The organism is Thiocystis minor (genome assembly GCF_016653465.1).
Taxonomy (GTDB): domain Bacteria; phylum Pseudomonadota; class Gammaproteobacteria; order Chromatiales; family Chromatiaceae; genus Chromatium; species Chromatium minus.
On record NZ_NHSQ01000090.1, the window covers coordinates 119,013 to 142,403 of the forward strand.

At 64.3% G+C, this 23,391-nt stretch carries 15 protein-coding genes; 7 read left to right on the plus strand and 8 right to left on the minus strand.

Translation table 11 applies throughout. The annotated features are described in order from the left end of the window. The first annotated feature begins 49 nt into the window (after positions 1 to 49). Genes CCR95_RS13350 through CCR95_RS13365 form a run of 4 tightly spaced genes read left to right on the plus strand, consistent with a single transcriptional unit; the run spans position 50 to position 5,034 of the window. Entirely contained in the window at positions 50 to 1,123 is a 1,074-nt protein-coding gene (locus CCR95_RS13350) for a protein-glutamate methylesterase/protein-glutamine glutaminase (RefSeq protein WP_338115397.1), read from the plus strand. A gap of 55 nt (positions 1,124 to 1,178) precedes the next feature. Beyond that, positions 1,179 to 1,484, plus strand: a complete 306-nt coding sequence (locus tag CCR95_RS13355; RefSeq protein WP_201095108.1) for an STAS domain-containing protein — start codon at positions 1,179 to 1,181, stop codon at positions 1,482 to 1,484. Positions 1,485 to 1,494: 10 nt separating this feature from the next. Beyond that, the gene (locus CCR95_RS13360; protein WP_201095110.1) at positions 1,495 to 3,240 is read left to right on the plus strand and encodes a fused response regulator/phosphatase; all 1,746 of its coding nucleotides are present in this window, start codon (positions 1,495 to 1,497) and stop codon (positions 3,238 to 3,240) included. A gap of 57 nt (positions 3,241 to 3,297) precedes the next feature. Then, positions 3,298 to 5,034, plus strand: coding sequence for an ATP-binding SpoIIE family protein phosphatase (locus tag CCR95_RS13365; RefSeq protein ID WP_276570261.1), 1,737 nt, complete (start codon positions 3,298 to 3,300; stop codon positions 5,032 to 5,034). On the opposite strand, the gene CCR95_RS13370 is transcribed toward CCR95_RS13365, so the two are convergent. Next, positions 5,024 to 5,452: a flagellar basal body-associated FliL family protein gene (locus CCR95_RS13370; protein ID WP_201095113.1), complete on the minus strand. Its 429-nt coding sequence runs from the start codon at positions 5,450 to 5,452 to the stop codon at positions 5,024 to 5,026. The genes CCR95_RS13365 and CCR95_RS13370 overlap by 11 nt on opposite strands. 63 nt (positions 5,453 to 5,515) lie before the next feature. After that, complete coding sequence (locus CCR95_RS25870; protein WP_201095115.1) at positions 5,516 to 8,278, minus strand: nitrate- and nitrite sensing domain-containing protein; 2,763 nt, start codon at positions 8,276 to 8,278, stop codon at positions 5,516 to 5,518. A 291-nt stretch (positions 8,279 to 8,569) separates the two neighbouring features. On the opposite strand from CCR95_RS25870, the gene CCR95_RS25360 reads away from it, so the two are divergent. Beyond that, entirely contained in the window at positions 8,570 to 8,785 is a 216-nt protein-coding gene (locus CCR95_RS25360) for a hypothetical protein (RefSeq protein ID WP_242523228.1), read from the plus strand. A 20-nt stretch (positions 8,786 to 8,805) separates the two neighbouring features. Here CCR95_RS25360 and CCR95_RS13385 read toward each other — a convergent pair whose 3' ends face one another. Together CCR95_RS13385 and CCR95_RS13390 are read right to left on the minus strand one after the other, a co-directional pair. After that, complete coding sequence (locus CCR95_RS13385; protein ID WP_201095119.1) at positions 8,806 to 9,162, minus strand: Hpt domain-containing protein; 357 nt, start codon at positions 9,160 to 9,162, stop codon at positions 8,806 to 8,808. Next, positions 9,159 to 9,686, minus strand: a complete 528-nt coding sequence (locus CCR95_RS13390; RefSeq protein WP_242523229.1) for a hypothetical protein — start codon at positions 9,684 to 9,686, stop codon at positions 9,159 to 9,161. The genes CCR95_RS13385 and CCR95_RS13390 overlap by 4 nt, the downstream gene beginning before the upstream one ends. A 244-nt stretch (positions 9,687 to 9,930) precedes the next feature. On the opposite strand from CCR95_RS13390, the gene CCR95_RS13395 reads away from it, so the two are divergent. Both CCR95_RS13395 and CCR95_RS13400 read left to right on the plus strand, forming a co-directional pair. Further along, complete coding sequence (locus CCR95_RS13395; RefSeq protein ID WP_201095121.1) at positions 9,931 to 11,067, plus strand: response regulator; 1,137 nt, start codon at positions 9,931 to 9,933, stop codon at positions 11,065 to 11,067. Continuing rightward, the gene (locus tag CCR95_RS13400; protein ID WP_201095123.1) at positions 11,064 to 15,494 is read left to right on the plus strand and encodes a response regulator; all 4,431 of its coding nucleotides are present in this window, start codon (positions 11,064 to 11,066) and stop codon (positions 15,492 to 15,494) included. The genes CCR95_RS13395 and CCR95_RS13400 overlap by 4 nt, the downstream gene beginning before the upstream one ends. A gap of 72 nt (positions 15,495 to 15,566) precedes the next feature. Here the strand turns inward: CCR95_RS13400 and CCR95_RS13405 are convergent, their stop codons facing one another. The 4 genes from CCR95_RS13405 to CCR95_RS13420 all read right to left on the minus strand — a co-directional run bounded on the left by CCR95_RS13405 (position 15,567) and on the right by CCR95_RS13420 (position 23,372). Continuing rightward, positions 15,567 to 15,974, minus strand: a complete 408-nt coding sequence (locus CCR95_RS13405) for a YchJ family protein (RefSeq protein WP_201095125.1) — start codon at positions 15,972 to 15,974, stop codon at positions 15,567 to 15,569. Continuing rightward, positions 15,971 to 16,774 (minus strand): formylglycine-generating enzyme family protein, encoded by an 804-nt coding sequence (locus CCR95_RS13410; RefSeq protein WP_201095127.1) that lies wholly within the window; start codon positions 16,772 to 16,774, stop codon positions 15,971 to 15,973. The genes CCR95_RS13405 and CCR95_RS13410 overlap by 4 nt, the downstream gene beginning before the upstream one ends. A 41-nt stretch (positions 16,775 to 16,815) precedes the next feature. Continuing rightward, complete coding sequence (locus CCR95_RS13415; RefSeq protein WP_201095129.1) at positions 16,816 to 17,700, minus strand: damage-control phosphatase ARMT1 family protein; 885 nt, start codon at positions 17,698 to 17,700, stop codon at positions 16,816 to 16,818. A 137-nt stretch (positions 17,701 to 17,837) separates the two neighbouring features. Next, the gene (locus tag CCR95_RS13420) at positions 17,838 to 23,372 is read right to left on the minus strand and encodes a response regulator (RefSeq protein WP_201095131.1); all 5,535 of its coding nucleotides are present in this window, start codon (positions 23,370 to 23,372) and stop codon (positions 17,838 to 17,840) included. Between the last annotated feature and the right edge of the window lie 19 nt (positions 23,373 to 23,391).

Here is a 23,391-nt window from a genome sequence, read left to right on the forward strand (position 1 = left end):
CGGGCAAGCGCGACCGAATTTTTTCAACTCAGGCGTGACGAGGGTCGATGTGGCTGAATCCATTCGTGTCTTGATCGTCGATGACTCGGCCCTGGTGCGCGGGATCCTGTCCGAGATTCTGGGCGCGGCCGCGGGCATCGAGGTGGTTGGCACGGCGGAGGATCCCTACGTCGCCCGCGACAGGATCAAGGCTCTCGATCCGGATGTCTTGACGCTCGACGTTGAAATGCCACGTATGGATGGTCTGACCTTTTTGCGCAATCTCATGCGGCTGCGGCCCATGCCGGTGGTCATGGTCTCCTCGCTCACGGCGCGCGGCGCCGAGGTCACGCTTCAGGCACTGGAACTGGGGGCGGTCGATTTTGTCCGCAAGCCCGAGTTGGATCGGGAACAGGGTTTACAGGACTATGCGGGCGAACTGATCGATAAGATTCGGATGGCCGCCAAGGTCAGGGTTCGCGCGCTGACGAACCAGACCGCGTCGGCTCCGATCTCCGCTTCGTCCGTGACAGAGCGGATTGCACGGCGCACGCTCCCGTCGTTTCGCGCCACGGATCGCGTCCTGGCCATCGGCGCCTCCACCGGGGGCACCGAGGCGATTAAGGAGGTGCTGCTGCGCCTGCCGCCGGAGACTCCTGGCGTCGTTATTGCCCAGCATATTCCGGCGGGGTTCAGCGCGGCCTTTGCCGAGCGCATGAACCGCCAGACGGGTCTGGTCGTCAAGGAGGCCGCGGACGGCGATCGCGTCATGACCGGACATGCCTATATCGCCCCCGGCAACCGGCACCTGCTGCTGGCGCGCGAGGGCGGCCGCTATGTCTGTCGGCTCGGCGACGGCGAACTGGTCAATCGTCACCGGCCGAGCGTGGATGTGCTCTTTCGTTCGGTGGCCCAGGCGGCGGGCACGCATGCCAGCGCGGCGATCCTCACGGGCATGGGCGCGGATGGCGCCCAGGGTTTGAAGGAACTGCACGATCTGGGCGTGCATACCATCGCCCAGGACGAGGCGAGCAGCGTGGTATGGGGCATGCCGGGAGAGGCGGTGAAACGCGGCGCGGCGACTGAAATCCTGCCGTTGGCGGACATCGCGAGCGCCCTGTATCGGGCGGCGACGGGGCGATGACTAAGGCCACATTGGGCCAAATCAGACAATACGGAGAAAATCCGGGAGCTAAACCATGAGTGTCATTCGTCGAATCGATGAACAGAAGTCCCAGGTGACCATCGTGATCGATGGACGCTTCGATTTCGCGCAGCATAAGGCGTTCCGGGACGCCTACCGGGATATCGACCCTAAATCCAAAACCTTCGTGGTCGATCTGTCCGGAACCTCCTATCTGGACAGCTCTGCGCTGGGGATGTTGCTGCTGTTGCGCGATTTCGCGGGGGGCGACGCGGGGCGGGTGGCGATCAGCGGTTGCGGCGAAGACGTGCGACGGGTGCTCAAGATCGCCAATTTCGAAAAACTGTTCAACCTGGATTGAAGATTCGAGCATGACACTCCTGGAGTCTCCCGCGCCACCCTTGCATGAACTGTCGCCAGATCCTCAGTCCAGGACGGAGACCGGTGCTCGGGGATGCGCGCTCATCGTGGACGATGACCCGACGAATCGCCGTCTCCTGAGCTTGATGCTGAAGCGCGAAGGCTTTCGCGCGGTGGAGGCCAGCGACGGCGCGCAAGCGCTGACGATCTTTGAGACCGCGCGGCCGGATATCGTGTTCATGGACATCATGATGTCGGGCATGGACGGTTTCGAGGCCACGAAAAGAATCAAGACGATGTCCGGAATGGATTTTATCCCGGTGATCATCTTGAGCGCCTTGAAGGACGAAGAGTCCCTGATGCGTTGCACTGAGGCCGGCGCGGACGATTTTCTGGCGAAACCCTTCAGCCTCCTGGTGCTCAAGGCCCGCATCCTCGCCATGGAGCGCGTGCGCGATCTGCAGCGCGCCATCGCCGCCAAGCAACTGGTGCTGTCCGAGTTACTGGAGCGGGAACGCGAGGAGCAGGAACTGGCCGAGCGGGTTTTGAGCCGCGCGGTTATGAATCGTAACGTCGCCATGGACCGGCTTGGTCTGGTCCAGCGTCCGGCCTCGGTCTTCAACGGCGATCTGGTGCTGACCCAGCATCTTCCGGATGGCGGATTGCGTTTGTTGGTGGGCGATTTCACCGGGCATGGACTGGCCGCGGCGATCGGCGCGCTGCCCGTGGCCGACGCCTTCCACGCCATGACCCGCAAGGGCGTCGACGATGCGCGCGTGCTCGCGGAAATCAATCAAAAGCTCTATCAGATCCTCCCCCCCGACCGTTTTCTGGCGGCCTGCCTGATCTCGCTCTCGGGCAATGGCAGCGAACTGCGCTGGTGGAACGGCGGCATGCCCAGTGCCTGGCTGCGAGCCAGCGACGGCCTGCATGAACTGCCCTCCCACGCACTCCCGTTGGGCATCCTGCCAGAACTTCCCGCGCAGGAGGCGCCCAAGCGGATCCATCTGGGTCAGGGCGATCGTCTGCTGCTGATGAGCGATGGGCTTCTGGAAGCGAGTAACGAGCGCGGACAAATGTTCGTCAATGCCGGATTTCAGGCGCTGTTGAACGCCTGGGAGTTCGCTCGGCCGCTGCTCCCGGCACTGATCGCCGCGCTCGATGCGCACAGCGCCGAGACCGAGCAGGCAGACGACATCGCGGTCGTGGAAATTCCCATGGATTGCGATCTGCTCGCTCCCCCGAAGCCGACCCTGGATTTCGTGCGCGACAGGAGTGGCTGGAGTTGGTCGCTGGAACTGGTGGACGGACGCTTGGGCAGCCAGCCGTCGATCATGGCGGCACTGCGACCCATGGGCTTCCTCGATCAACTCGAAGCGCAGGCGGGCGCGCTGGAGATCATTCTGGCCGAGCTGTACTCCAATGCCCTGGAACATGGCGTTCTGAAACTCGATTCGTCATTGAAGTCCACCCCGGATGGTTTCGATGCCTATTACCGCCAGCGCGAGCAGCGCCTGGCGGCCGGTTGTCTCGGCCGCGTGACCCTGAGCCTGAGTTATGAACCTGGCGAAGATGGCGATTGCGTGCGGATCCAGGTCACGGATAGCGGCGACGGTTTCAGCGAGCGCGAGGTGTTCGAACTGGCGCCGGATCCCTTACGCCCCTGGGGACGCGGCATCGCCATGGTCAGGGATCTCTGCGAATCCGTGACTTATCGGGAGAATGGCTCTCGGGTTGAGGCGGTCTATCGATGGTAATCGATCGGATTCTCTAGGAAAGGTCACGCTATGTCGTCATCGGAACAGGCACGCGGCTTGTCAACGGAGCCCCGGTCGGCGCGGGCTGGCGGGCGTGGACTGGTCTTGGTCGTGGAAGACGATCCGGTCGACCGCTGGCTGTTGAGCCGCATGTTGCAGCAAGAAGGATTCACGACGCTGGAGGCCGGCAGCGGACCGGAGGCACTGAGCCTGTTCGAGAGCGAACGCCCCGATCTCGTCTTCATGGATGCCGTGATGCCGCGGATGGACGGTTTCGAGACGACGCGCAGAATCAAGGCGATGGCTGGATTGGATTTCGTTCCGGTGATCTTCCAGACCGCCCTGCGGGATGAGGAGTCGCTGCTGCGCGGCATCCAGTCAGGAGCTGACGATGTCTTGATCAAACCCTTCAGTCTGGCCGTGCTGAGGGCGCGAATCCTGGCCATGGAACGGGTGCGCGACCTCCATCGCCGCATCGTTGCGGAAAATCGGCCTTTGGCCGAATTGCTGGAGCGGGAGCGTCAGGAACAGGCACTGGCCGAACGTGTCTTTAGCCGGGCGATCAAGAACCGCAACGTCGCCACCGATCAGCTTGGCCTGATGCAGCGTCCGGCCGCCATGTTCAGCGGCGATCTGGTGCTCACCCAGCATCTGCCCGATGGCGGATTGCGTGTCCTGGTGGGCGACTTCACCGGACATGGCCTGGCGGCGGCCATTGGCGCGCTGCCGGTGGTGGATGCCTTTCACGCCATGACCCGCAAGGGTGTCGAGGATCTGGACGTCCTCGCGGAAATCAATCGCAAACTCTATCAGCTCTTGCCGACCGAGCGCTTCATGGCGGCCTGTCTGATGTCCATTTCAGGCAGCGGCCAGGAACTGCGTTGGTGGAACGCCGGCATGCCGAGCGCCTGGTTACGCGGGCGGGACGCCCTGCACGAATTGGCGTCCCACGCACTGCCCCTGGGTATCCTGCCGGAGTTACCCGATGGAGAGACGCCTCATCGGATCGGACTGCGGCCCGGCGATGGCCTGCTGATCTTCAGCGATGGCCTGCTGGAGGCGAGAGACCGGACGGGGATTCCGTTCGGGCATTCCCGATTCAGACATCTGCTGGACGCTTGGCGGCATGCCCACGCGATCTTGCCGGAGTTGACCGTGGCACTGGATGCGCATTGTCTGGAGACCGAGCCGTCTGACGACATCGCGATTCTGGAGATCCCGCTGAACGCCCATCTGTTCGCGGTTCCACGGATCGTCAATTCCCCATCGACGACAGGCGGCTGGACCTGGTCGCTGGAATTGCGGGACGCGCATCTGGGTGGTTTGCGCTCGGTGGAGTCGATGCTCCGTCCGCTGGGATTTCTGGACGGACTCGACGCCCATCTGGGGGCGCTGGAAACCATCGTGGCCGAGTTGTATTCCAATGCGCTGGAGCATGGCATTCTGCGATTGCCCTCCTCCTTGAAGGCTACCCCGGATGGATTCGACGTGTATTACAGCCGACGGGCCGACTTGCTGGATGCCGGCTGCACGGGTTGGCTTGGCCTGGAAATCAGTCATGAGCCACTGGCGGCGGGAGGGCGTCTGAAGATCCGGTTTCGCGACAGTGGCGAGGGGTTCGATCAAACCGACTGGGTCGGCGCCGAATCCAGCCCGGCCCGCCCCTGGGGGCGAGGCATCGCGCTGGTTCGGGAACTGTGCGAGTCCCTGACGTATCTGGAGGGCGGGCGGCAGGTCGAGGCCGTCTATCGCTGGTCGTCGAATCTGCCGCAGCCCGCCATTCCTATTGAATGATGAATCCGGTGAAATAGAGTTCTCTGATCGTGGGCGCGCCCGCTACCTCGGTCAGGGTCTCGCGCAGCTTTTCCAGTAATTCCGCGCGCAATTTATCACGGGCTTCCGTGGACATGATCTGATCGGCTTCGCGTCCGCCCAGCAAGGTGATCAGACGGTTGCGGATCAGTGGCGTATGCAGCGTCACCCGTTCGGCGTCCTCGGCGGTGTCCAGGTAAAACTGGATATCGACCCGCAGATACTTGGTTCGGCGCTCGCTAGCCAGATTGACCACCAGCGAGGGTGCGAGCGCCAGATAACCCGGATAGGCGCCTGCCTTGTCGCCGCTCGCTGCGTGCTCGCTTGCCTGTCCGAGCGCGGGCGGCAAGCACAGCAGCAGGGTTAGAAAAGAAGCGGTCTTGATGTTGATGCGTTTCATGCTGGTCAGTCCTTCTGGTTGAAAGCGTGGCGTTAGTGTCGTAACGCCCGCGCATGGTCGGAATCAAAACTCTTCCCAATCTTGATCGAGTCCGGGCGTCTTGCGCTCGGGCGCCGGTCTGCCGATGCGTGGCGGGTTGGGCGCCCCCATCGTTTTGACGGTGCTGACAGGCAGGCGCGAGACATTAGCTGGACGATGCGTTCCGCGCCGTTCCGCGATCTCCCGCTTGACGTTGTTGGGCGAGCCTTCGGCAAGTCGGAAGATGGACACGGCTTGCGCGAGATCCCGCGCCTGATCTTCCAGGCTTTCGGTCGCGGCGGCGGCCTCTTCCACCAGCGCGGCATTCTGCTGCGTCATCTCGTCGATCTGGGTCACCGCCTGGGTCACCTGCTCGATGCCCGCGGACTGTTCGCGGCTGGCGCCGGCGATCTCGGTGACCAGGGCGGCGACCTGTTGGAAACTGGTGACGACGTCATCCATCGCGGTCCCGGCCTGCTGGGCCAGTTTGGCCCCGCCGTCCACGGTGTTCATGGAGTCGGCGATCAAGCCCTTGATCTCCCGGGCGGCCTGGGCGCTGCGCTGGGCCAGCGTCCGCACCTCGGCGGCGACGACGGCGAAACCGCGGCCTTGCTCGCCCGCCCGCGCCGCTTCCACGGCGGCGTTCAGCGCCAAAATATTGGTCTGGAAGGCGATCGAGTCGATCACGCCGATGATGTCGGCGATCTTGCCGCTGGATTCCTGAATCGCTCCCATGGTGCTCACCACCGCCTTGACCGTCTCGCCGCCATGCTGGATGGTTGCGTGGGCGCCGCTCGCCAGTTGGTTGGCCTGATGGGCGTTCTGGGCGTTTTGCCGCACTGTGGCGGTGAGTTCCTCCATGGAGCTGGCGGTTTCTTCCAGTGAGCTGGCCTGCGATTCGGTGCGGGCCGACAGATCCGAGTTGCCCGCGGAGATCTCCTGAGCGGCGCTGTTGATCGACGCGGTCGCCTCCTGGATGCGACCGACCACCTCCCGCAGTTGCGCGACCGTGGCATTGGTGTCGTCCTTGAGTTGACCGAAGGTGCCGGCATAGTCCGCCGTGATCTGTTGCGTCAGATCGCCGTGCGCGATGCTGTTGAGGACACGCGCGAGGTCGGACAACCCGGCGGAGACGATCTCCATCAAGCGGTTCATGCCCTCGCTCATCTGTCGGAAAAAGCCCTCTTTGTCTGCGGTGTCCAGCCGATGGTCGAAGTCGCCAAGCACGGCGGCCTCCAGTAATGCGGAGAGTTCCTGCTGGACCTTGTCCTCATTGGTGCGATCGGTCCATTCCACCACCGTGCCAAGACGCTCGCCCTGGGCATTGATCACCGGATTGGAGACCAGACGGAAAAGACGTCCGCCGATGTCGATCTCGGAGACCTCTTCCTCGGTTAGCCGGCCGAGCCTGTTTTTCTGGCGGGCCGGGTTGCGATAAAGGTCATCGAAGTTGCTCTCCAGCAGACGCTCGGCGCGAAAGTTGGGCAGATCCTGGCGCAGGTCGTTCTCGGCGTCGCGCATCATCCGCTGGACGGCTGCGTTCATGTAGATGATCCGGCCTTCGTTGTCGACCACCATCATGTTGGTCGATGCCTTGTCCAGCGCGTTTTTGATGCGCAGGTTGGCAGCCGCGATTTCCCGCTCGGACGCGATGCGATCATGCAACTGAGATTGCATGTTCTGCATCGAGGCGAGCAGGCTGTCCGTGTCGCCCCGCCTCAATGGGATCGGGTTATCCAGCTTGCCGTCGGCGATATTGCGGGCGACCCGAGCGGCCACGTCCGGCTCGCCGCCCATCTGGCGCAGGATCCCCCGGACGATTCCGACGCCCAGCCAGAGGGTAAGCAGAAGCGTGAGGCCGATCGCCGTCAGATAGACGGTCATGGCGGTGCGGGCGGCGCGGGCGCTGGCGGCATTGGCATTGGTGATGTCGGCCGAAAAACGCTCCTCCACGACCCGCAGCAGATCGATCTTGGCGGTGATCTGATCGAACCAGGTCACCGGCGGATAGTTCAATTCCGCCTCGGCGCCTTTGTCCCTGACCATCCGCTCGATGCCCTCGACCACCTTGACGATCGGGTCGCTCAAGGTGGCGTCGACCAAGGCGATCTGTTCGGGAGTGGCGAATGCATTGAGGATGCGCCGATAGTTGGACTGATCGATGAGCAGCGTCATCAGCAGGTCGTAGTCGGCGCGCGCGATGCGCCTGGCGCTAAAGGCGCCGGATAGGACCGCCCGCTCCTGTCCGTTGCGTTCCTTGAGAAACAACAGGGCGCTTTTGGCATGCGTGAGACGCGCAATGTCGGCATCGCGCAAGGCATTGCCGGTGCGCGCGGCGAGCTCCAGCAGATTCGCGATCAGATCGCTATACATGCGAAACGAGACCGGCGGTTCGGCCTTCAGTGCGCCGGTGACCTTGCGCCATTCCTGGAGCGCGAGGAAAGAGGTCGGCAATTGGTCAAGCCGCGTGCGGTAATCCGCTTCCAGCCGATTGAGATCCACCTGTTCGAGCGTCCGCCGCAATTGCGCGATCGCGACATCGGACGCCTGGCGCTGGGTCGGCAGTCGATCGGCAAACTTGGTACCCTGGCTGGACAGAAATCCGGCGGTCATTCCGCGTTCCTTCTGCAATTCGTGGGCAACTTCTCCCAGTGCGACGACCAGCTCGCCGAGCGATTGACCATGCCCGATCTCGCCCAGATCCGCGACCATCCGCGTCGTCAGAAACAGCGTGATGGACAGCAGCGCGAGGGCCGGAACACCCGCCAGCAGCAGCAATTTAGTTTTGATCTTGAGTCGATGCAACATGGACAACCCTCTCCTTGTAAAAAAGTCTGCGAAGAACTTGTGCGGTAGTCAGACATCCGGCGATTCGTCGAGGCCGCGCCGCGCGGGTCGAGCGGAGGGCGTCGGAACGATTCAATGGTCATCGCAAAGGCCGTAATCATGCCACAGGCTGAGATCTATAAACGGCAAACGCGCGCACGCAAGCCGGATACTGTGACGGCCATGCGCGAGCTGATCCGACACATCCGGGCGTCCATCCCGTTTGACGCCCCCGACGCGAGGATCTGTTCGGGTGCCTGCCAGGGATGTTCCATGAAGCTGCTCGATTTTCTGTCCTCCGAACTGGAGGATTGCGAGCGCGACTTGGACGCGGGCGTCAAGCCGACCCTGAAGGATCTGTCCCGCTTGATCGGGATGGCGCGCAAGGTACATGACGTGCTGCGCAGGAATGGACTGGTCGATGCCGTGGATGCGTCATCGTCGACCTCGGCGGATGCGCCGGAAACCCGGTTGCCAGGCCTCGGATGAGGAGCCGGCAGGGACGCGCGTCAGCCGGTCCGCGCGCGCAACCGTTGGATCTGCGTTTCCACGTCGCGAAAGGTCTCCGCGCTCCGCGCCGGATCGCCGATGCGGGCGGCCCGCTCCAGCGCCTCGATGGCCGCATCCAGGGCCGGCACGCCGCAATACCGCGTGGCGCCGCGAATTTGATGGGCGTATTCGGCCAGCTCCGGCCAATCGGACTCGGTGAGGCACGCGCGCAGATCCGCAAGCTCGGCGGGGAGCCCCGCCAGCAGCGTTTCCAGCAATTCATCGGCGAGCGCGGCATCCCCTCCGGCACTGGCGAGCGCGGCGGCGGCGTCCCGCGTTGGCAGGGCGGCGGTTCCAGTGGCGTCGGTCATTTTCATCTCGGTGTCTCATTCCGGTCGGCTGAGCGCAGTGCCTCAATCTGTGCCACACGCAGTCCCGTGACCTGAGCGATTTGCCCATCGCTGAGCACGCCCAGCGCGATCAGGTTACGGGCGGTATCCTGGGCGGCTTCCAGGCGGCCTTCCAGGCGGCCTTTCCGCATCCCGATCTGCTCACCCTCTTCCCGCGCCTCCTTGAGCAAGGACACCTCATCGTGCAGCGCCCGCTCGCGCACGAAGGCTAACCGCCGCGCTTCCTCGTCGGCACTCAACTGACGCATACGGTTCAGCACCTCTTGAATCGGGGTATGTTCAATCGCGGCCATGGTCTGCTCCTCTCGCCAATGCTCGAAAAAGGTGATCCACGCGGAAAGCGGATCGGATCCAAGCCCGAGACGATCCGCTTTCTTCAATTCGATGATGTACTTGCCACGTAACTCCTCGGCGTTGATACCGGGATTGAGAATCTCCACCGAGCGAATCTCGGGTAGGTCCGGGCGCAGGTCGTTGATCAGCGAGACCATTCCAAATTTGGAATCGCTGGGGCATCTTGTCCGGCACCGCGAGCAGCATCGACTTGGTTGAGCGTGAATGCCGCACGTTACAGGCGGGCAACATGCTCTAATATCGCCCTCTAAACCGCGTCTCGCGGAGCGCTCTGGGTGGTGGCGACGTTGAGACAGGCGACACCATGACGTTATGCACGCTGGACGCGGTTTCATCTTGGTCGTCCGCGCGGCGTGAGGCGGATTTCTCGGGTCAGACGCAATGTTAAAACCGACGATTTTGATTGTCGATGACGAGCCGGCCAATCTGTCGGTGTTGACGAAAATTTTGAGCCCGGACTATCAGGTCCGCGCCTGCAAGACCGGCGAGCAGGCGCTGGCGGCGGTCTTCGTCGCGCCATATCCGGATTTGATCCTGCTGGATGTCATGATGCCGGGCATGGATGGCTATGCCACGCTGGCCCGGTTAAACGCGGATGCGCGAACCCGGCGAATCCCGGTGATGTTCGTCACGACCTTGAGCGATGACATCGATGAGGAGAAGGGACTGCGGCTCGGCGCGGTGGACTATCTCGTCAAGCCGGTCAAGCCCGCAATCATGCTTGCGCGCGTGCGCACGCATCTGGAGATCAAGCAATCCCGCGATCGGCTGTCGGTGCAAAATGCGTGGCTGGAAACCGAGGTCGACCGGCGTACCCGCGAGAATCTGCTGATTCAGAACGTCAGCCTGGCCGTGATCCTGGAACTGGCCGAGACGCGCGACACGGAGACGGGAAATCATATTCTGCGCACGCAAACCTATGTCGATCTGTTGGGCCGCCAGCTTCGGGGCCATCCCGACGTCACGGCGGATCTCGATGAATCGCGCCTGCATTGCATCGTCAAGGCCGCTCCGCTGCACGACATCGGCAAGATCGGCATCCCGGATCGGATTTTATTGAAGCCCGGCAAGCTGGATCCCGAGGAGTGGGAAATCATGAAGACGCATGCCCGTGTTGGCGCCGAGGCGATTCGGCGCGCCATCGACAAGTCGCTGCTCCTGAATGCGGGCGGGACGGACGACGTCAAGCCGCGACCGCTGGCCATGCTGGAGGTGGCCGAGGTCATCGCCATGAGCCATCACGAAAAATGGGATGGAACCGGGTATCCGCAGGGACTGGCAGGGGAGGCGATCCCGCTGCCGGCCCGTCTGATGGCGCTCGCCGATGTCTATGACGCACTGACCATGCGTCGTGTCTACAAGGCCCCCTGGGAACCGGAAGCGGCGGCCAACTTCATCCTCGAACAGCGGGGCAGGCACTTCGATCCGTCCGTCGTCGACGCCTTCGTCGCAGTCCGGGACGCCTTCGCCGAGGTCCAGGAACGGTTCGCCGATCCCCTGCCGCGAGCGCCTGCATGAGCGCGACCGACATTCCCTCCGACCGCGGCGCGCGCGTGGCCGAGCGCTGTGCGCAATTGCAGGAATTTGCCCTGGAATCCTGCCTGACGATCCCGGATCTGTATTTTCTGACCGATGCCGATGGCATCCTGCTGGACTACCGGACGCGCCGGGACGCGTCGCTCTATGTTCCGCCTGAGGTGTTTCTCGGCAAGCGGGTCGACGAGGTGCTGCCGCCCGAGGTCGCCGCGCGGTTCAGCGAGCAGCTTGCCGCCGCGCTGCGTACCGGCGAGCTGGCGCTATTCGACTATGCCCTGCCCATGCCGGACGGTCTGCGCTATTACGATGCCCGGGTCAGCCGTGTGGCCGATGGTCAGGGCTGCATCACCATCATCCGCGACATCACGGACGGCAAACGGGCCGAGGCGCAACTCCAACGGGAGCGTCTCCTGTTGGGCGAGCGCGTGAAGGAGCAACGCTGTCTCTACGAGGTCTTTCGCGTCTCCGAGGAGTCCGCGACCCCGATTGAGGCGATCCTGCGTCGCGTGGTTGAACTGATGGGGCCTGGCCTGCAATTTCCCGAGCTGGCGACCGCCCGGATCCAATGGAGCGAGCGTGAATACGTCACGCCGGGGTTTGCCGTTACGGACTGGATGCTGACGGCGGAGGACCGAACCGGGCAGGGCGAACCCATGTGTCTGACACTCGCCTACGACCGCGCGCCGCCGCCGGGCTTGGATGACGCTCCCTTTCTGCCGGAAGAAGTGCAGTTGGCGCAAACCATCGTGCGTCGTCTGGTCGACATCGTTGATCGCCGACAAGCGGAGCGCGCGCTCCGGGAGCAGGAGACGCTGGTCGAAACCATGTTCGGCCAGACCACGGACGCCATTCTTCTGGTGGATCCGCTGACCAACCGCTTCATGCAGTTCAACGCCGCCGCCCATCAGGGACTCGGCTACACACGCCAAGAGTTTGCGCAACTCTCGGTATCCGACATTCAGACCGACCACTCGCAGGAACGGATCGCTGCGAATGTCGCCGCCCTGTTCGACGGCAGGGTCGCCGGATTCGAGACCCGTCACCGCTGCAAGGATGGCGGATTCCGGGAGGTTGCCATCACGTTCAGGATGGTGAACCATGGCGGACGGCCGCTGATTTCGGCGGTCTGGCGCGACATCGCCGAGCAGAAGGCCCGCGAGCGCGAGCAATCGGAGCGCACCGAACGGCTTCAGTTGCATACCCGCTTGATCCGCGAACTCAGCCTCTCGGAGGCGGGCATCAATGGCGAGTTGGAGCGATTCGCGGGCGAGTTGACCGAACGGCTCGCGTCGGCGCTCGGGATCGCGCGGGTCTCCGTCTGGTGCTTCGACGCGGATGAGAGCTTGCTCGAATGCGTGGATGCGTTCGACGCCACCACTGGTTGTCATACCCGTGGCGAGATTCTGGAAGAGCAGGCCTGTCGCGCGGAGTTGCAGGCGCTCAAAACCGCTCGCTATCTGGACGCCAGCGATGCCTTGACGGATCCGCGCACCGCCGGGTATGTCGAGCAGTATCTCCGACCGCTGGGAATTACGTCCCTGCTGGATTGCAGCATCGTGTCGGGCGGGCGCCAGCGGGGCGTGATCTGTTTCGAGCAGGTCGGTCGTCCCTACGCCTGGAGCGCGGATGAGGTGGTGTTCGGCTGCCAGGTCGCCGATCAGCTTGGTATGGCGCTGCTCAACCGGGATCGTCTGGAGGTCGTGCGCGCGTTGCGCCAGAGCGAGTCCTTTCTCAATCGCGCCCAGGCGGTTTCACAGACGGGTCACTGGCGTCTGGAAATCGCGCATAACCAGTTGATCTGGTCGGACGAAACCTACCGTATCTTTGGCCTGCCCACCGGCACGCCCCTGACCCTGGAGCGGTTTCTCGCGTGCATCCACCCGGAGGACCGGGCGCCGGTGCTCGACGCCTGGAATCGCACGCTGGCCGGCGAGCCCTATCGGATCGTCCACCGCATTTTGGTCGGCGACGAGACGCGCTGGGTCGAGGAACGGGCGGAACTCGAATTCGCGCCCGATGGCCGGCCCACCGCCGGGCTGGGGATCGTGCAGGACATCACCGAACGGGTCAACACGACGCGCGAACTGGAGGATTATCGTCTGCATCTGGAGGATCTGGTCGCCTCCCGCACCGCCGAACTGGAGACGGCGAAGCTTGCCGCGGAGGCCGCCAACCTGGCCAAAAGCGCCTTCCTGTCCAACATGAGCCATGAAATCCGCACCCCCATGAACGCGGTCATCGGCTATGCCCATTTGATCCGGCGCGATCCGCTGACCCCCCGTCAGCTCGACCAGCTCGACAAACTCTCCGACTCCGCCCGGCATCTGCTGCAGATCATCAACGACATCCTGGATCTCTCCAAGATCGAGGCGAACAAGATGACGCTGGAGGTACAGGATTTCGAGCCGGCGCGGGTCATCGATCATGTCTGCGATCTCCTCGCCGACAGCATCGCGGCCAAGGGGCTGGACGTGCTGGTGGATCTGGATCATGTGCCCCCCGCGCTGCGGGGCGATGGGGTGCGCTTCAGCCAGATTCTGCTCAATCTGGTCGGCAATGCCGTGAAATTCACGGAGCAGGGCGGTCTCTCCATCCGGGGCCAGGTGCTGGAGCAAACGCCCGAGCGCTTGCTCCTGCGGGTCGAGGTGTCGGATACCGGTATCGGTATGACAAGCGATCAGGTCGGGCGTCTGTTCCGTGCCTTCGAGCAGGCCGACGAGTCGACGACCCGTCGTTTTGGTGGGACCGGGCTGGGTCTGGCGATCAGCAAACGCCTGACCGAACTCATGGGCGGGCGCATCGGCGCGACCAGCGCGCCCGGCCAGGGCAGTCTGTTCTGGCTGGAGCTTCCCTTCGAGATGGCCTGCGATCGCCAGCCACCGTCGCGGACGCTGGAACCCTTCCGGGACATGCGGGTACTGGTCATCGACGACCATGCCGATGCCCGCGACATTCTGGCCAGCCTGCTCGCCGAACTTGGCATGCGCGCCGACACGGCGGCGAACGGCGAGGCCGGACTGGACGCCGCCGTCGAGGCCGACCGCATCGGCGATCCCTATCGACTGCTGATGATCGACTGGAGAATGCCGGGTCTGGACGGCATCGATACGGCCTTGAAACTGCAATCGCTCGCGCTGGCGCGTCACCCCGACTTTCTGATGGTGACCGCCTATGGCGACAGTCTTCCGCGCGACGAGGCGGCGCGCGCCGGCATCACCGAAATTCTCGCCAAGCCAGTGACGCCTTCGGTGCTCCACGACGCCCTGGCCGCCGCGTTGCTGGGACACGCCGCAGGCCGTGCTCAGGTGCTTCCGGAGATGCTGGCACGGGAACTGGAACGGCGACAGGGCGCGCGTATCCTGCTGGTGGAGGACAACCTCATCAATCAGGAAGTGACCTGCCAGTTACTGGACTCGGTCGGTATGCGCGTGAGCGTCGCCCACAACGGACGGGTCGCGCTGGACATGGCCCAGTTGACGGACTACGACCTGATTCTCATGGATATCCAGATGCCGGTTATGGACGGCTTGCAGGCAACCCGCGCGATCCGCCAGCTTCCAGGGCGCCGGTCCGTCCCGATCCTGGCCATGACAGCCAACGCCTTCGACGAAGACCGCCGCCGCTGCCTGGAGGCTGGGATGAACGATCATCTGGCCAAGCCCATCGAGCCGAACAAACTCTATAAATGCCTCTTGAAATGGCTCCCAACGCCACGCCTGGCGGAACGGGGTGCCGGTGATGCCGCAGCCGCGGGCGCGTTGCGCACGCCGGTCGATCCGCCGGACGGGTTGAACGTGCTCGCGTCCATCCCTGGTCTGAAGGTCGCGGTGGGGTTGCGTTTCCTGGGCGGGGACGCGGCCCATTATGTGCGTTTGCTGGCCACCTTTCTCGATAGCCATGGGGATGACGCGACCCTGATCGCCGGCCGGATGGCGGCCGACGATCTCGCGACGGTGCGGCAAATGGCCCACTCGCTGAAGGGCGTGAGCGCCATGCTGGGGGCCGAGGGAGTGCGCGACCGGGCCGCCGAACTGGAACGCCTCGTGCGGCAGGGCGCGCCAGCCGAGCAACGCGACCGGGCACTGGAGGCGCTGACCAGGGCACTCGGGGAATTGACCGAGCGGCTGCGAAGCCGCTTGCCCGCGATCACGCCGGAATCGCTCCAACGCACCGCGAAGGGTGGCGCCGAGGCAGTGGATTGGCCGCGCGTCAACGCGGTGCTGACGAGACTGGACGCGCTGCTTGTCAGCAGCGATACCGAGGCGAACGAGCTGTTCGAATCATCCCGATCGCTCCTGTTTTCCGCCCTGGGCGCCGCGGCCCGCACCCTGGACCAGCAGATTCGGAATTTCGATTACGCACAGGCGCTGGAAACGCTGCGCACGGCCCGCGGGTCGGACGTGCCCTAAACCCCGTTAGCGCCCATGCGGACCGGTGCGCTCGAATCAAGTCGCGAAGATGCCGGCCATCGCGGACGCAGTTCAGTCAGCCGAAACTTGTGCCGGGTTCGGCTCGCCATCGAGGTAGCACCATTTCCCCTCGTCACGCACAAAATGGCTGCGCTCGTGCAGGCGGTGGGCGCGACCCTGAAGCTTGTAGCGCGCGACAAACTCGACCGACCCCTGCCTGTCGTCTGGCCCGCCGGCCTCTGTCGACAGAATCTTGAGCCCGATCCACTGGGTCGACGCGTCGGGGGCGAGATCCCTGGGGCGGGTGGCGGGATGCCAGGTCGCGCGCAGATACTCGACGTCATTTCGGACAAAAGCGGTATAGCGGGAGCGCATTAGGGACTCGGCGGTTGGGTGCAGGGCCGCGCCTTCGAGGAAAGGGCCGCAGCAATGCGCGTAGAGCCGACCGGAACCGCAGGGGCAGGCGGTGCTGATCGTCATGGCGCGGCATCCGGCGGCAATGTCCGCGCAACCCGCAGACCATAGCTGTAGGCCCGGAAGGTGGGCGTGTAGTAGAAACGGAACGCGGAACGGCTGCCATAGGGATAGAGATACCAGGCGCCGCCACGCTGACCGTATAACACCGTGCCGTCCTTGGTGGTCTTGCAGTTGGTGGTCCAGGCCGTGCCATCCGTGGGCGCGCCGCGATAGTCCTCGTGATAGCAATCCCGCACCCATTCCAGGACGTTGCCGTGCATGTCGTACAGCCCCCAGGGATTGGCCGGCATCTGTCCGACCGGATGGGTCCGTTCGCCCGACGAAGCGACGTACCAGGCATACCGCCCCAGTTCGGCCTCGCTGTCGCCAAACCAGTAGGCGGTCGTCGTGCCGGCGCGCGCGGCATATTCCCATTCGGCCTCGCTCGGCAGGCGATAACAGTCGCGACAGCCTTCCCGTTCGTTCAGCGCGCGGATGAAGTCCTGGGCGTCGTTCCAGGAGACCTGTTCCACCGGGTTGGTTTGGCCTTTGAAGTGGGACGGATTGTCGCCCATCACCTGTTCCCATTGCGCCTGCGTGACCTCGGTCTCGCCCAGATAAAACGGCGTGCCGAACCGCACGGGATGCTGAGGTATCTCGCTCCGCCCGCAGGTCGCGGTGTCGGGATCGCAGCCCATTCGGAAGGCGCCAGTTGGGATCAGTCTGAACCGCATGCCGATGTCATTGGTGTAGGTGTCCGGTGCCCCGGCAAGCGCGGACAGGACGGCGGCCAGCAGGGCGAGAGCGAACACGGTCGCTTGCATTGCGAGCAACGTCCGTGGGTCGATCCTGGAGGATGCGGCGCTCACGCTTGCGCCTCGCGGGCACCATCGACCCATTGGCCCAGTTCGCGCGGCGGCTTCAGGACGACGCTACCGAGCGGGACGTTCAGATCGTCTGCAATGACGGGACACTTGGCCTGGAGAAGAAAAAAGACCGGCGCGCGAATCTCGCTCAGTGTCTCGTAGTTCGCCTGACCCTTGGCGACGATCAGCGGCGCCCGCGCGAAGCGCTCGCGGAATGCCGGGGAACAGTGATCGAGCAGGGTGCCAGGTGCGTCGGAGCCGCTATCGACGAGCGTGGCGACGGCCTCCAGACCGGCGGCCAGCGCATCCTCTCGCGTCGCATCGTTGATCACCGGCCCGCCCTTGACCACGTAGGTCACCGGCAGATCGAGCGTCTCGATCAGGACGCGATCGAAGACGGTTTCACCGGCATTGTCGGCCAGGTACAGAATCGCATCGGCTGTGCGCAGCGCCTGACGCAGTTGCGCCAGACCGTCGATGGCGAAGGGCTGCGCGAGCACGCGCTCCAGCGTCGAGTGCAGGTCATAGCCTTCTGCCACGCCGTCGTCGATGATGTTGCCGGCAATGGCGATCCGCACGGCGGTCTCCAGCGGATCGGGCGCGGTGCGCACGCGTTCGCGCAAGTCGGGGAGCAGGGCCAGCGCCTGTTCGGTGGCGTCCCGCTTGCTTTCGCGATAAGGGTCGGACGTGTGGGTCCGCTCGCGGACCAGGCGATGGATGCGCTCCGCCATCACCGGCGGCGTGGCCTCCAGCGGCAGCGCGCGCAGTTGGTCCATGGTCTCCAGCAGGATCTCGTGCTGCCGTTCCGCCGAGGCATGGGCACGGCGGGCCGCGCTCAACGCCTGACGCAGAAAACAGGGATAGCAGTCTAAAAAGATCTTCATAGGGTGAGGTTCACTCGGTTTTTCGTCTTCATGGATGAGGTGCTCGCGAAGGTCATCGCGATCTTCGAATAATCCGTAACCCCTTTTGCTTTTCTTCGTGTCCTTTGCGCCTTTGCGGTTCCAGCCGAATGAAGGCTTCAGGATCCGTCGGGCGCGTGCGTGAGCGCGCGTTCCATGGTGTCCAATTCCGTCAGCGCCGCCTCGAAATCGTATTCCTCGATGGCCTGGGTCATCCGGATCAGCGAAGGCGTCAGGGGCGTACCGGACAAGAGCGGCTCCAGCGTCTCGATCAGGTCGGCGGCGTCCGTGTCGTCGTCCTGGAGCAAGGCGCGCAGTCGGTGCAGCATCGGCTCCAACTCGCCCCGATCGACCGCGCCCGTCCCCGACTCAATCGCCTGTGGTTGCTCCAGCGCGGCAAGCCCCCGGAGTACCGGCTCCAGCGCCGCGAGCGTGTCGGCTAGCCGGGCGTCGATCCTTGCCTGGTCCTGACGCGCGTTGCATGCCAGTTCCAGCCGTCGCGCAGCCTCTTCGATCCCTGTGGCACCGATATTCCCGGCCACGCCTTTCAGCGAGTGCGCGCAACGGGTCGCGCCCTCGGGATCGTCATCCATGCGCGCCGCCGCGAATTGCGCCGCGAAATCGCGCTGACTCTCGCGGAACTTGAGCAGCAGCCGGCGATAGAGCGTCGGATTGTGCTGGGTGATCGCAAGTCCAGCGGCGGTGTCGATGCCGGGCAGATCGGGGATCTCCAGGCTGGCGTCCGCGAGGCTGGGCGGCGTACTGGCCGCTGTCGTCTCCGCCGCTGGCCGTGCGGGGACGATCCATTTCGCCATCGTCGCGAACATCTCGCGCACGTTGATGGGCTTGCCGATGTGGTCGTTCATGCCCGACTCCAGCGCCTTCTCGCGATCGCCGGTCATCACATTGGCGGTCATGGCGATCACCGGCAGCGACTGGTAGCGCGCCTGCCGGCGGATCTCCCGCGTCGCCTCGTAGCCGTCCATCACAGGCATCTGGCAGTCCATCAGCACGCCGTCGTAGCGGGAGACGGCGAGCATCTCCAGCGCCTCCTGACCATGGTTCGCGACCTCGACGCTCAGTCCGTTCATCGTCAAGAGTTCCAGCGCCAGTTCCTGATTGATCTCGTTGTCCTCCACCAGCAGCACATGCGCGCCGCGCAGCCGGGCAATCGCCTCCGATGCCTCTTCCTGACGCCCGGTGGCGCGCGCCCTGGACGCGACCTCCCGCCCGATCGCCACCATGATGGTATCGAGCAGGGTGGATGGCGTCACCGGCTTGGTCAGGAAACCGGCCAGATCCAGCCCAGCCGCCGCCTGCCGCGCCTCTTCCCGCCCGTAGGCGGTGACCATGATCATGGTCGGCACATGGGTAATCCGGGCATTGCCCTGAATGGCGCGAATGGTCTCGACACCGTCCATCCCCGGCATCTTCCAATCCATCAGCACCAGATCGTAAGGCGCCTGTGCGTCGGACTGCTCCAGCAGTGCGATCGCCGTGGGTCCGGTCCCGGCCTGATCGACCCGGAAGCCGAAGGCCGCCAGGATTTCGGACAGGATTTCCCGCGAGGTGGCATTGTCGTCCACGATCAGAACATGTAACGGATGCAACTCGTCGGTCTTGGTACGGCGTTGCGAGACCTCGCCCAGTTGTGGCGCGAACCGGGCGGTAAACGTGAAGGTGCTGCCCTTGCCAAGCGCGCTCTCGACCCGGATGTCACCGCCCATCATGTCGGTGAGCTTTTTGGAGATGGCGAGTCCCAGCCCGGTGCCGCCGTATTTGCGGGTGGTCGACATGTCGGCCTGACTGAAGGACTGGAAGAGTCGTTCCAGGTGTTCCGGCGACATCCCGATGCCGGTATCGCGCACCGTGAAGTGCAGCAGAACACTGTCCTCCGAGGTGTCGAGCGCGGCAACGGAGACGACGATTTCGCCGCCCGGCTCGGTGAATTTCACCGCGTTGTTGCCGAGATTGATCAGGATCTGACCCAGGCGCAGCGGGTCGCCGATGAGCGCCATCGGCACCTCCGGGCGTAGATCGAACATGAGTTCGACGCCCCGTTCCTCCGCCTTGAGCCCCAGCAGGCTGGCGAGGTTGTCCATGACATCCTCAAGCCGGAAGTCGATCGACTCCATCTCCAGCTTGCCCGCCTCGATCTTGGAGAAGTCGAGAATGTCGTTGATGATCCCGAGCAGCGCCTCGGCCGAGCGGTGGACCTTTTCGATATAGTTGCGCTGTTTGTGGTCGAGTTCGGTCTGTAGGGCCAGATGAGACATGCCGATGATGGCGTTCATCGGGGTGCGGATCTCGTGCGACATGTTGGCGAGAAACTCCGATTTGGCCCGCGTCGCGTCTTCGGCCACGTCCCGCGCCAGCTCCAATGCCTCATGAAGCTGCTTCAGGTTGTCGATGTCGGCGCGAATGCCTGCCACCCGCGTGGGCCGGCCATCGGCGTCGCGCTCGATCACCTGGCCGGCGTCAAGCAGCCATTTCCAGCCTCCCTCGGCACAGCGCACGCGATATTCGGCGCGATAGGCGGCGGTCTCGCCGTCCAGATGTTGACGGAACCGCTCGGCGGCCTGCGTCACGTCATCCGGGTGGATCTGCTGGCGCAGAAACCCCTGACCGCCGATGACGCGCGACCATTTTTCGTCCGTCTCGCGAATGTCGCCGGGATCGTAGCCGAGCATGGCGGCGAAATTCGCGTTGGCGAATTCCTCGTCGCGCTGGGGAAAATACTCCCACAGACCCAGATTCGCGGCGCTGGCGGCGGCTTCCAGGCGTGCCTCGCTGTCGCGGATGCGCGCCTCCGCCTGCTTGCGGTCGGTGATATCGAGCAGCCAGCCAAGCACCCCTGGCTCGCCCTGATAGTTGAAGGCGATGAAGGTGGCGAGCATGTCGCGGACCTGATGACCGCGTCCGTACATCTGCAATTCATGATTCTCGACCCGACCCTGCGTCGACAGTTGCTCAAGGATCGTCGCGCGTTCCGCCGGGTGGACATAGTGCATGCTCGCCGGGTCGCCGACCTTGACATCGAGCATGTCGAGAAACCGGGGATTCGCGAACCGGAAGATGCCCTGGGTGGAGATCGCCACCCCGAGCGGCGTGGTGTCGAGCAGCGACTTGAGTTGCGCGCGTTCCTCGGCGAGGGTCGCCTCCACCTGTTTGCGCTCGGTGAGATCCCTGGTCATGGCGATAAAGTGCGTGACCTTGCCCGCGTCGTCGGTGACCGGGGCAATGGAAATGGAGCCCCAGTAGAGTTCGCCGTTTTTCTTGCGGTTGCGGATCTCGCTGTGCCAGATCCGACCGGCCTGGATGCTCTCCCACAGCTCGGCATAGCGCTCGGGCGGGGTCAGGCCGCTTTTCAGGAGGCGCGGGTTCTGCCCGATCGCCTCGGCGGTGCTGTAGCCGGTGAGCTTGGTGAACATGGGGTTGACATGCTCGATGCGTCCCGCGACATCGGTGATCACGATGCACAGCGGGTTCTGTTCGACCGCCTGAGCCAGTTTGCGCAACTCGTTGGTGCGCGCCTCGACCAGCAATTCCAGGCGGGCGCGGGTGCGCTCGCCAAGCCAGATGAGGAGCGCAGTGAGACCCAGCGCGAGGAGCGCGATCCCGAACAGCGAGCCCAGCACCAGCAGGCGCATGGTGCGATAGGGCGCGAGCGCTTCGGTCAGGTCGATTTCGGTGGCCAGACCGATGCCGAGCGGCGCCGACCAGGTCCATGCTCCGATGACCTCGACGCCGCGATAATCGCGATAGCCGTCCGTATCCAAGCCATCCCGCCCGCTCAGGGCCGCGCGGGCCATCCGGGTCAATGGCCATTGGGCGCGCAGGGCGGGGGGCCGATACCCCTCCAGCAGGTTGCCGCCGGGATCGCGCGCGCGCAGACCCAGCAGGCTGGTTTCGTCGCGGTAGTAGGCGGCAACAGGCGCCAGCGCGTCGGCAAAACGCGAGGGCGTCAGCAGTCTGGCGTCACGATCGAAGGCGTAGGTCTCGCCGGTCTCGCTCACCCGCGCAACCTGGGCGAGCGGGCTGAATTCCAGACGCGGATCGAAGCGGAGCGCGAGCACGGCAAGAATCTGGCCCGCGGCATCCTTCACCGGGGTGATGAGGAACATCGCGGCGGAGCGCGTCGCTGGCTTGTCCGCTTTCTCCAGAGACGGCATCTCTTCGTAGACCGGCGGAACGAACAGAGTTTCTCCGCTTAGGGCGCGATCGAAGACATCGGGTTGCCACGCGGCAATGCGCGTGCGCTCGCCAAGTTCGCGCTCCTGCGTGGCGGCGAGGACGCGGCGATCCGGTGCAATGAGGCTAAAGCCCGTCGCATTCATGGTCTCCAGCGGCTGCCGGTACAGCTCGCGGAGCGCTTGTTGCGCCGGGTGGTCGCGGAGGGTCGCGGCCGTGCTCGGCGGTCTCGAGAGCTGCTGGACCCAGAGCGGGAGCGCTGGCACCTGTGCCATGACGCGAATCTCGCGTACATGGCTCTCCAGCCAGATCCGCGTCGAGTGCGCCGCCGACCGGTTGACGGTGACCAGCGTCTCGCCCAGTTCCGCGCGCAATTGACGCTCCATGTCGTGCAGGCCATGGAGCGCGACCGTGAAGACCACCGCCAGGAAGAGCGCGATGACGGCCAATCCGACCTGACGCAGACGGCGCCGCTCGATCAGCCGATCCTCGGCGCCTTGCCCCATCCGGCGCAGGGCGATCAGGGTCAGCGTCAGCACTGCGACCATGCCGGCAATCCAGGGTGCGGCGGACCAGAGCGAAAACCGCGTGGCCCGCTGGCTCGCCGTCTCGCCGCCCGCGACCGCCGAGGTCTGTTGCAACCACCGCTGCCGCAGGGTGTCGATCACCTCCGGCGCGACCGCGGCCATCGCCTTGTCGAGCGCCGAGCGCAGCAGCGGCCAGTCGTTGCGCACCCCGATGCGCATGTGCGCGATGTCCGGGTCGCCGATCGCCAACTCGCCCGTGATTTTCAAGTTCGTCAGCAGATTTTTCTTGATCTGATAGCGCAGCACCGCATCCCGGCCCAGCGCCGCATCGGCCTGACCGAGGGCGACCGCCTTCAGCGATGCCAGGGCATCGGCGACCGGCAGCCGTCGAATCGTTGGATACTCCCTGGTCAGCACATCCTCGTAAAAGAACCCCTTTGGCAAGGCGACTGTGCGCCCTGCCAGTTCCGCGATGCTTTGGATGGGGTCGTCCAAGCGGCTGACGATGACGTTGGGGGTCGTGGCGTAGGGTTCGGTGAAGAGCAGGTATTGCCGACGTTCCTCGGTCTGCACGATGTTGAGCATCAGATCGAGATCCTTATCGCGGATCCGTTCCAGGAACTGGTTCCAACTCGGGCCGCTTTGATAGTCGACCTGGAGGCCCAGCTTGTCGGCTAGCAGGTTCATGTAATCGATGGAAAAACCGCGCGGCTCGCCATTTGCGTGAAAATTAAACGGCGGCCAGTCCTGTTCGTTGTGTACGCGAATCCGGGGGTGTTGTCGCAGCCATTCACGCTCCGGCTCGGACAGTGGGATCTCGGCGGCGGGCAGCGGGGTCGCTCCATCCCGGGTGGCGACGGGCGCGCCGACGGGCCATGTCAAGAGGGCCACAAGGATTAAGAGGGCTGGAAGATACCCGGTGAATTGGCTGCGCATGATCGATCACGTCCTTAAT

What these genes read in the sequence shown, in the direction of transcription:
- CCR95_RS13355 (WP_201095108.1), top strand. Translation starts at nt 1,179, where the DNA reads ATGAGTGTCATTCGTCGAATCGATGAACAGAAGTCCCAGGTGACCATC.
- CCR95_RS13360 (WP_201095110.1), top strand. Translation starts at nt 1,495, where the DNA reads ATGACACTCCTGGAGTCTCCCGCGCCACCCTTGCATGAACTGTCGCCA.
- CCR95_RS13370 (WP_201095113.1), bottom strand. Translation starts at nt 5,452, where the DNA reads ATGAAACGCATCAACATCAAGACCGCTTCTTTTCTAACCCTGCTGCTG.
- CCR95_RS25870 (WP_201095115.1), bottom strand. Translation starts at nt 8,278, where the DNA reads ATGTTGCATCGACTCAAGATCAAAACTAAATTGCTGCTGCTGGCGGGT.
- CCR95_RS25360 (WP_242523228.1), top strand. Translation starts at nt 8,570, where the DNA reads ATGAAGCTGCTCGATTTTCTGTCCTCCGAACTGGAGGATTGCGAGCGC.
- CCR95_RS13385 (WP_201095119.1), bottom strand. Translation starts at nt 9,162, where the DNA reads ATGAAAATGACCGACGCCACTGGAACCGCCGCCCTGCCAACGCGGGAC.
- CCR95_RS13390 (WP_242523229.1), bottom strand. Translation starts at nt 9,686, where the DNA reads ATGGTCTCGCTGATCAACGACCTGCGCCCGGACCTACCCGAGATTCGC.
- CCR95_RS13395 (WP_201095121.1), top strand. Translation starts at nt 9,931, where the DNA reads ATGTTAAAACCGACGATTTTGATTGTCGATGACGAGCCGGCCAATCTG.
- CCR95_RS13400 (WP_201095123.1), top strand. Translation starts at nt 11,064, where the DNA reads ATGAGCGCGACCGACATTCCCTCCGACCGCGGCGCGCGCGTGGCCGAG.
- CCR95_RS13405 (WP_201095125.1), bottom strand. Translation starts at nt 15,974, where the DNA reads ATGACGATCAGCACCGCCTGCCCCTGCGGTTCCGGTCGGCTCTACGCG.
- CCR95_RS13410 (WP_201095127.1), bottom strand. Translation starts at nt 16,774, where the DNA reads ATGCAAGCGACCGTGTTCGCTCTCGCCCTGCTGGCCGCCGTCCTGTCC.
- CCR95_RS13415 (WP_201095129.1), bottom strand. Translation starts at nt 17,700, where the DNA reads ATGAAGATCTTTTTAGACTGCTATCCCTGTTTTCTGCGTCAGGCGTTG.
- CCR95_RS13420 (WP_201095131.1), bottom strand. Translation starts at nt 23,372, where the DNA reads ATGCGCAGCCAATTCACCGGGTATCTTCCAGCCCTCTTAATCCTTGTG.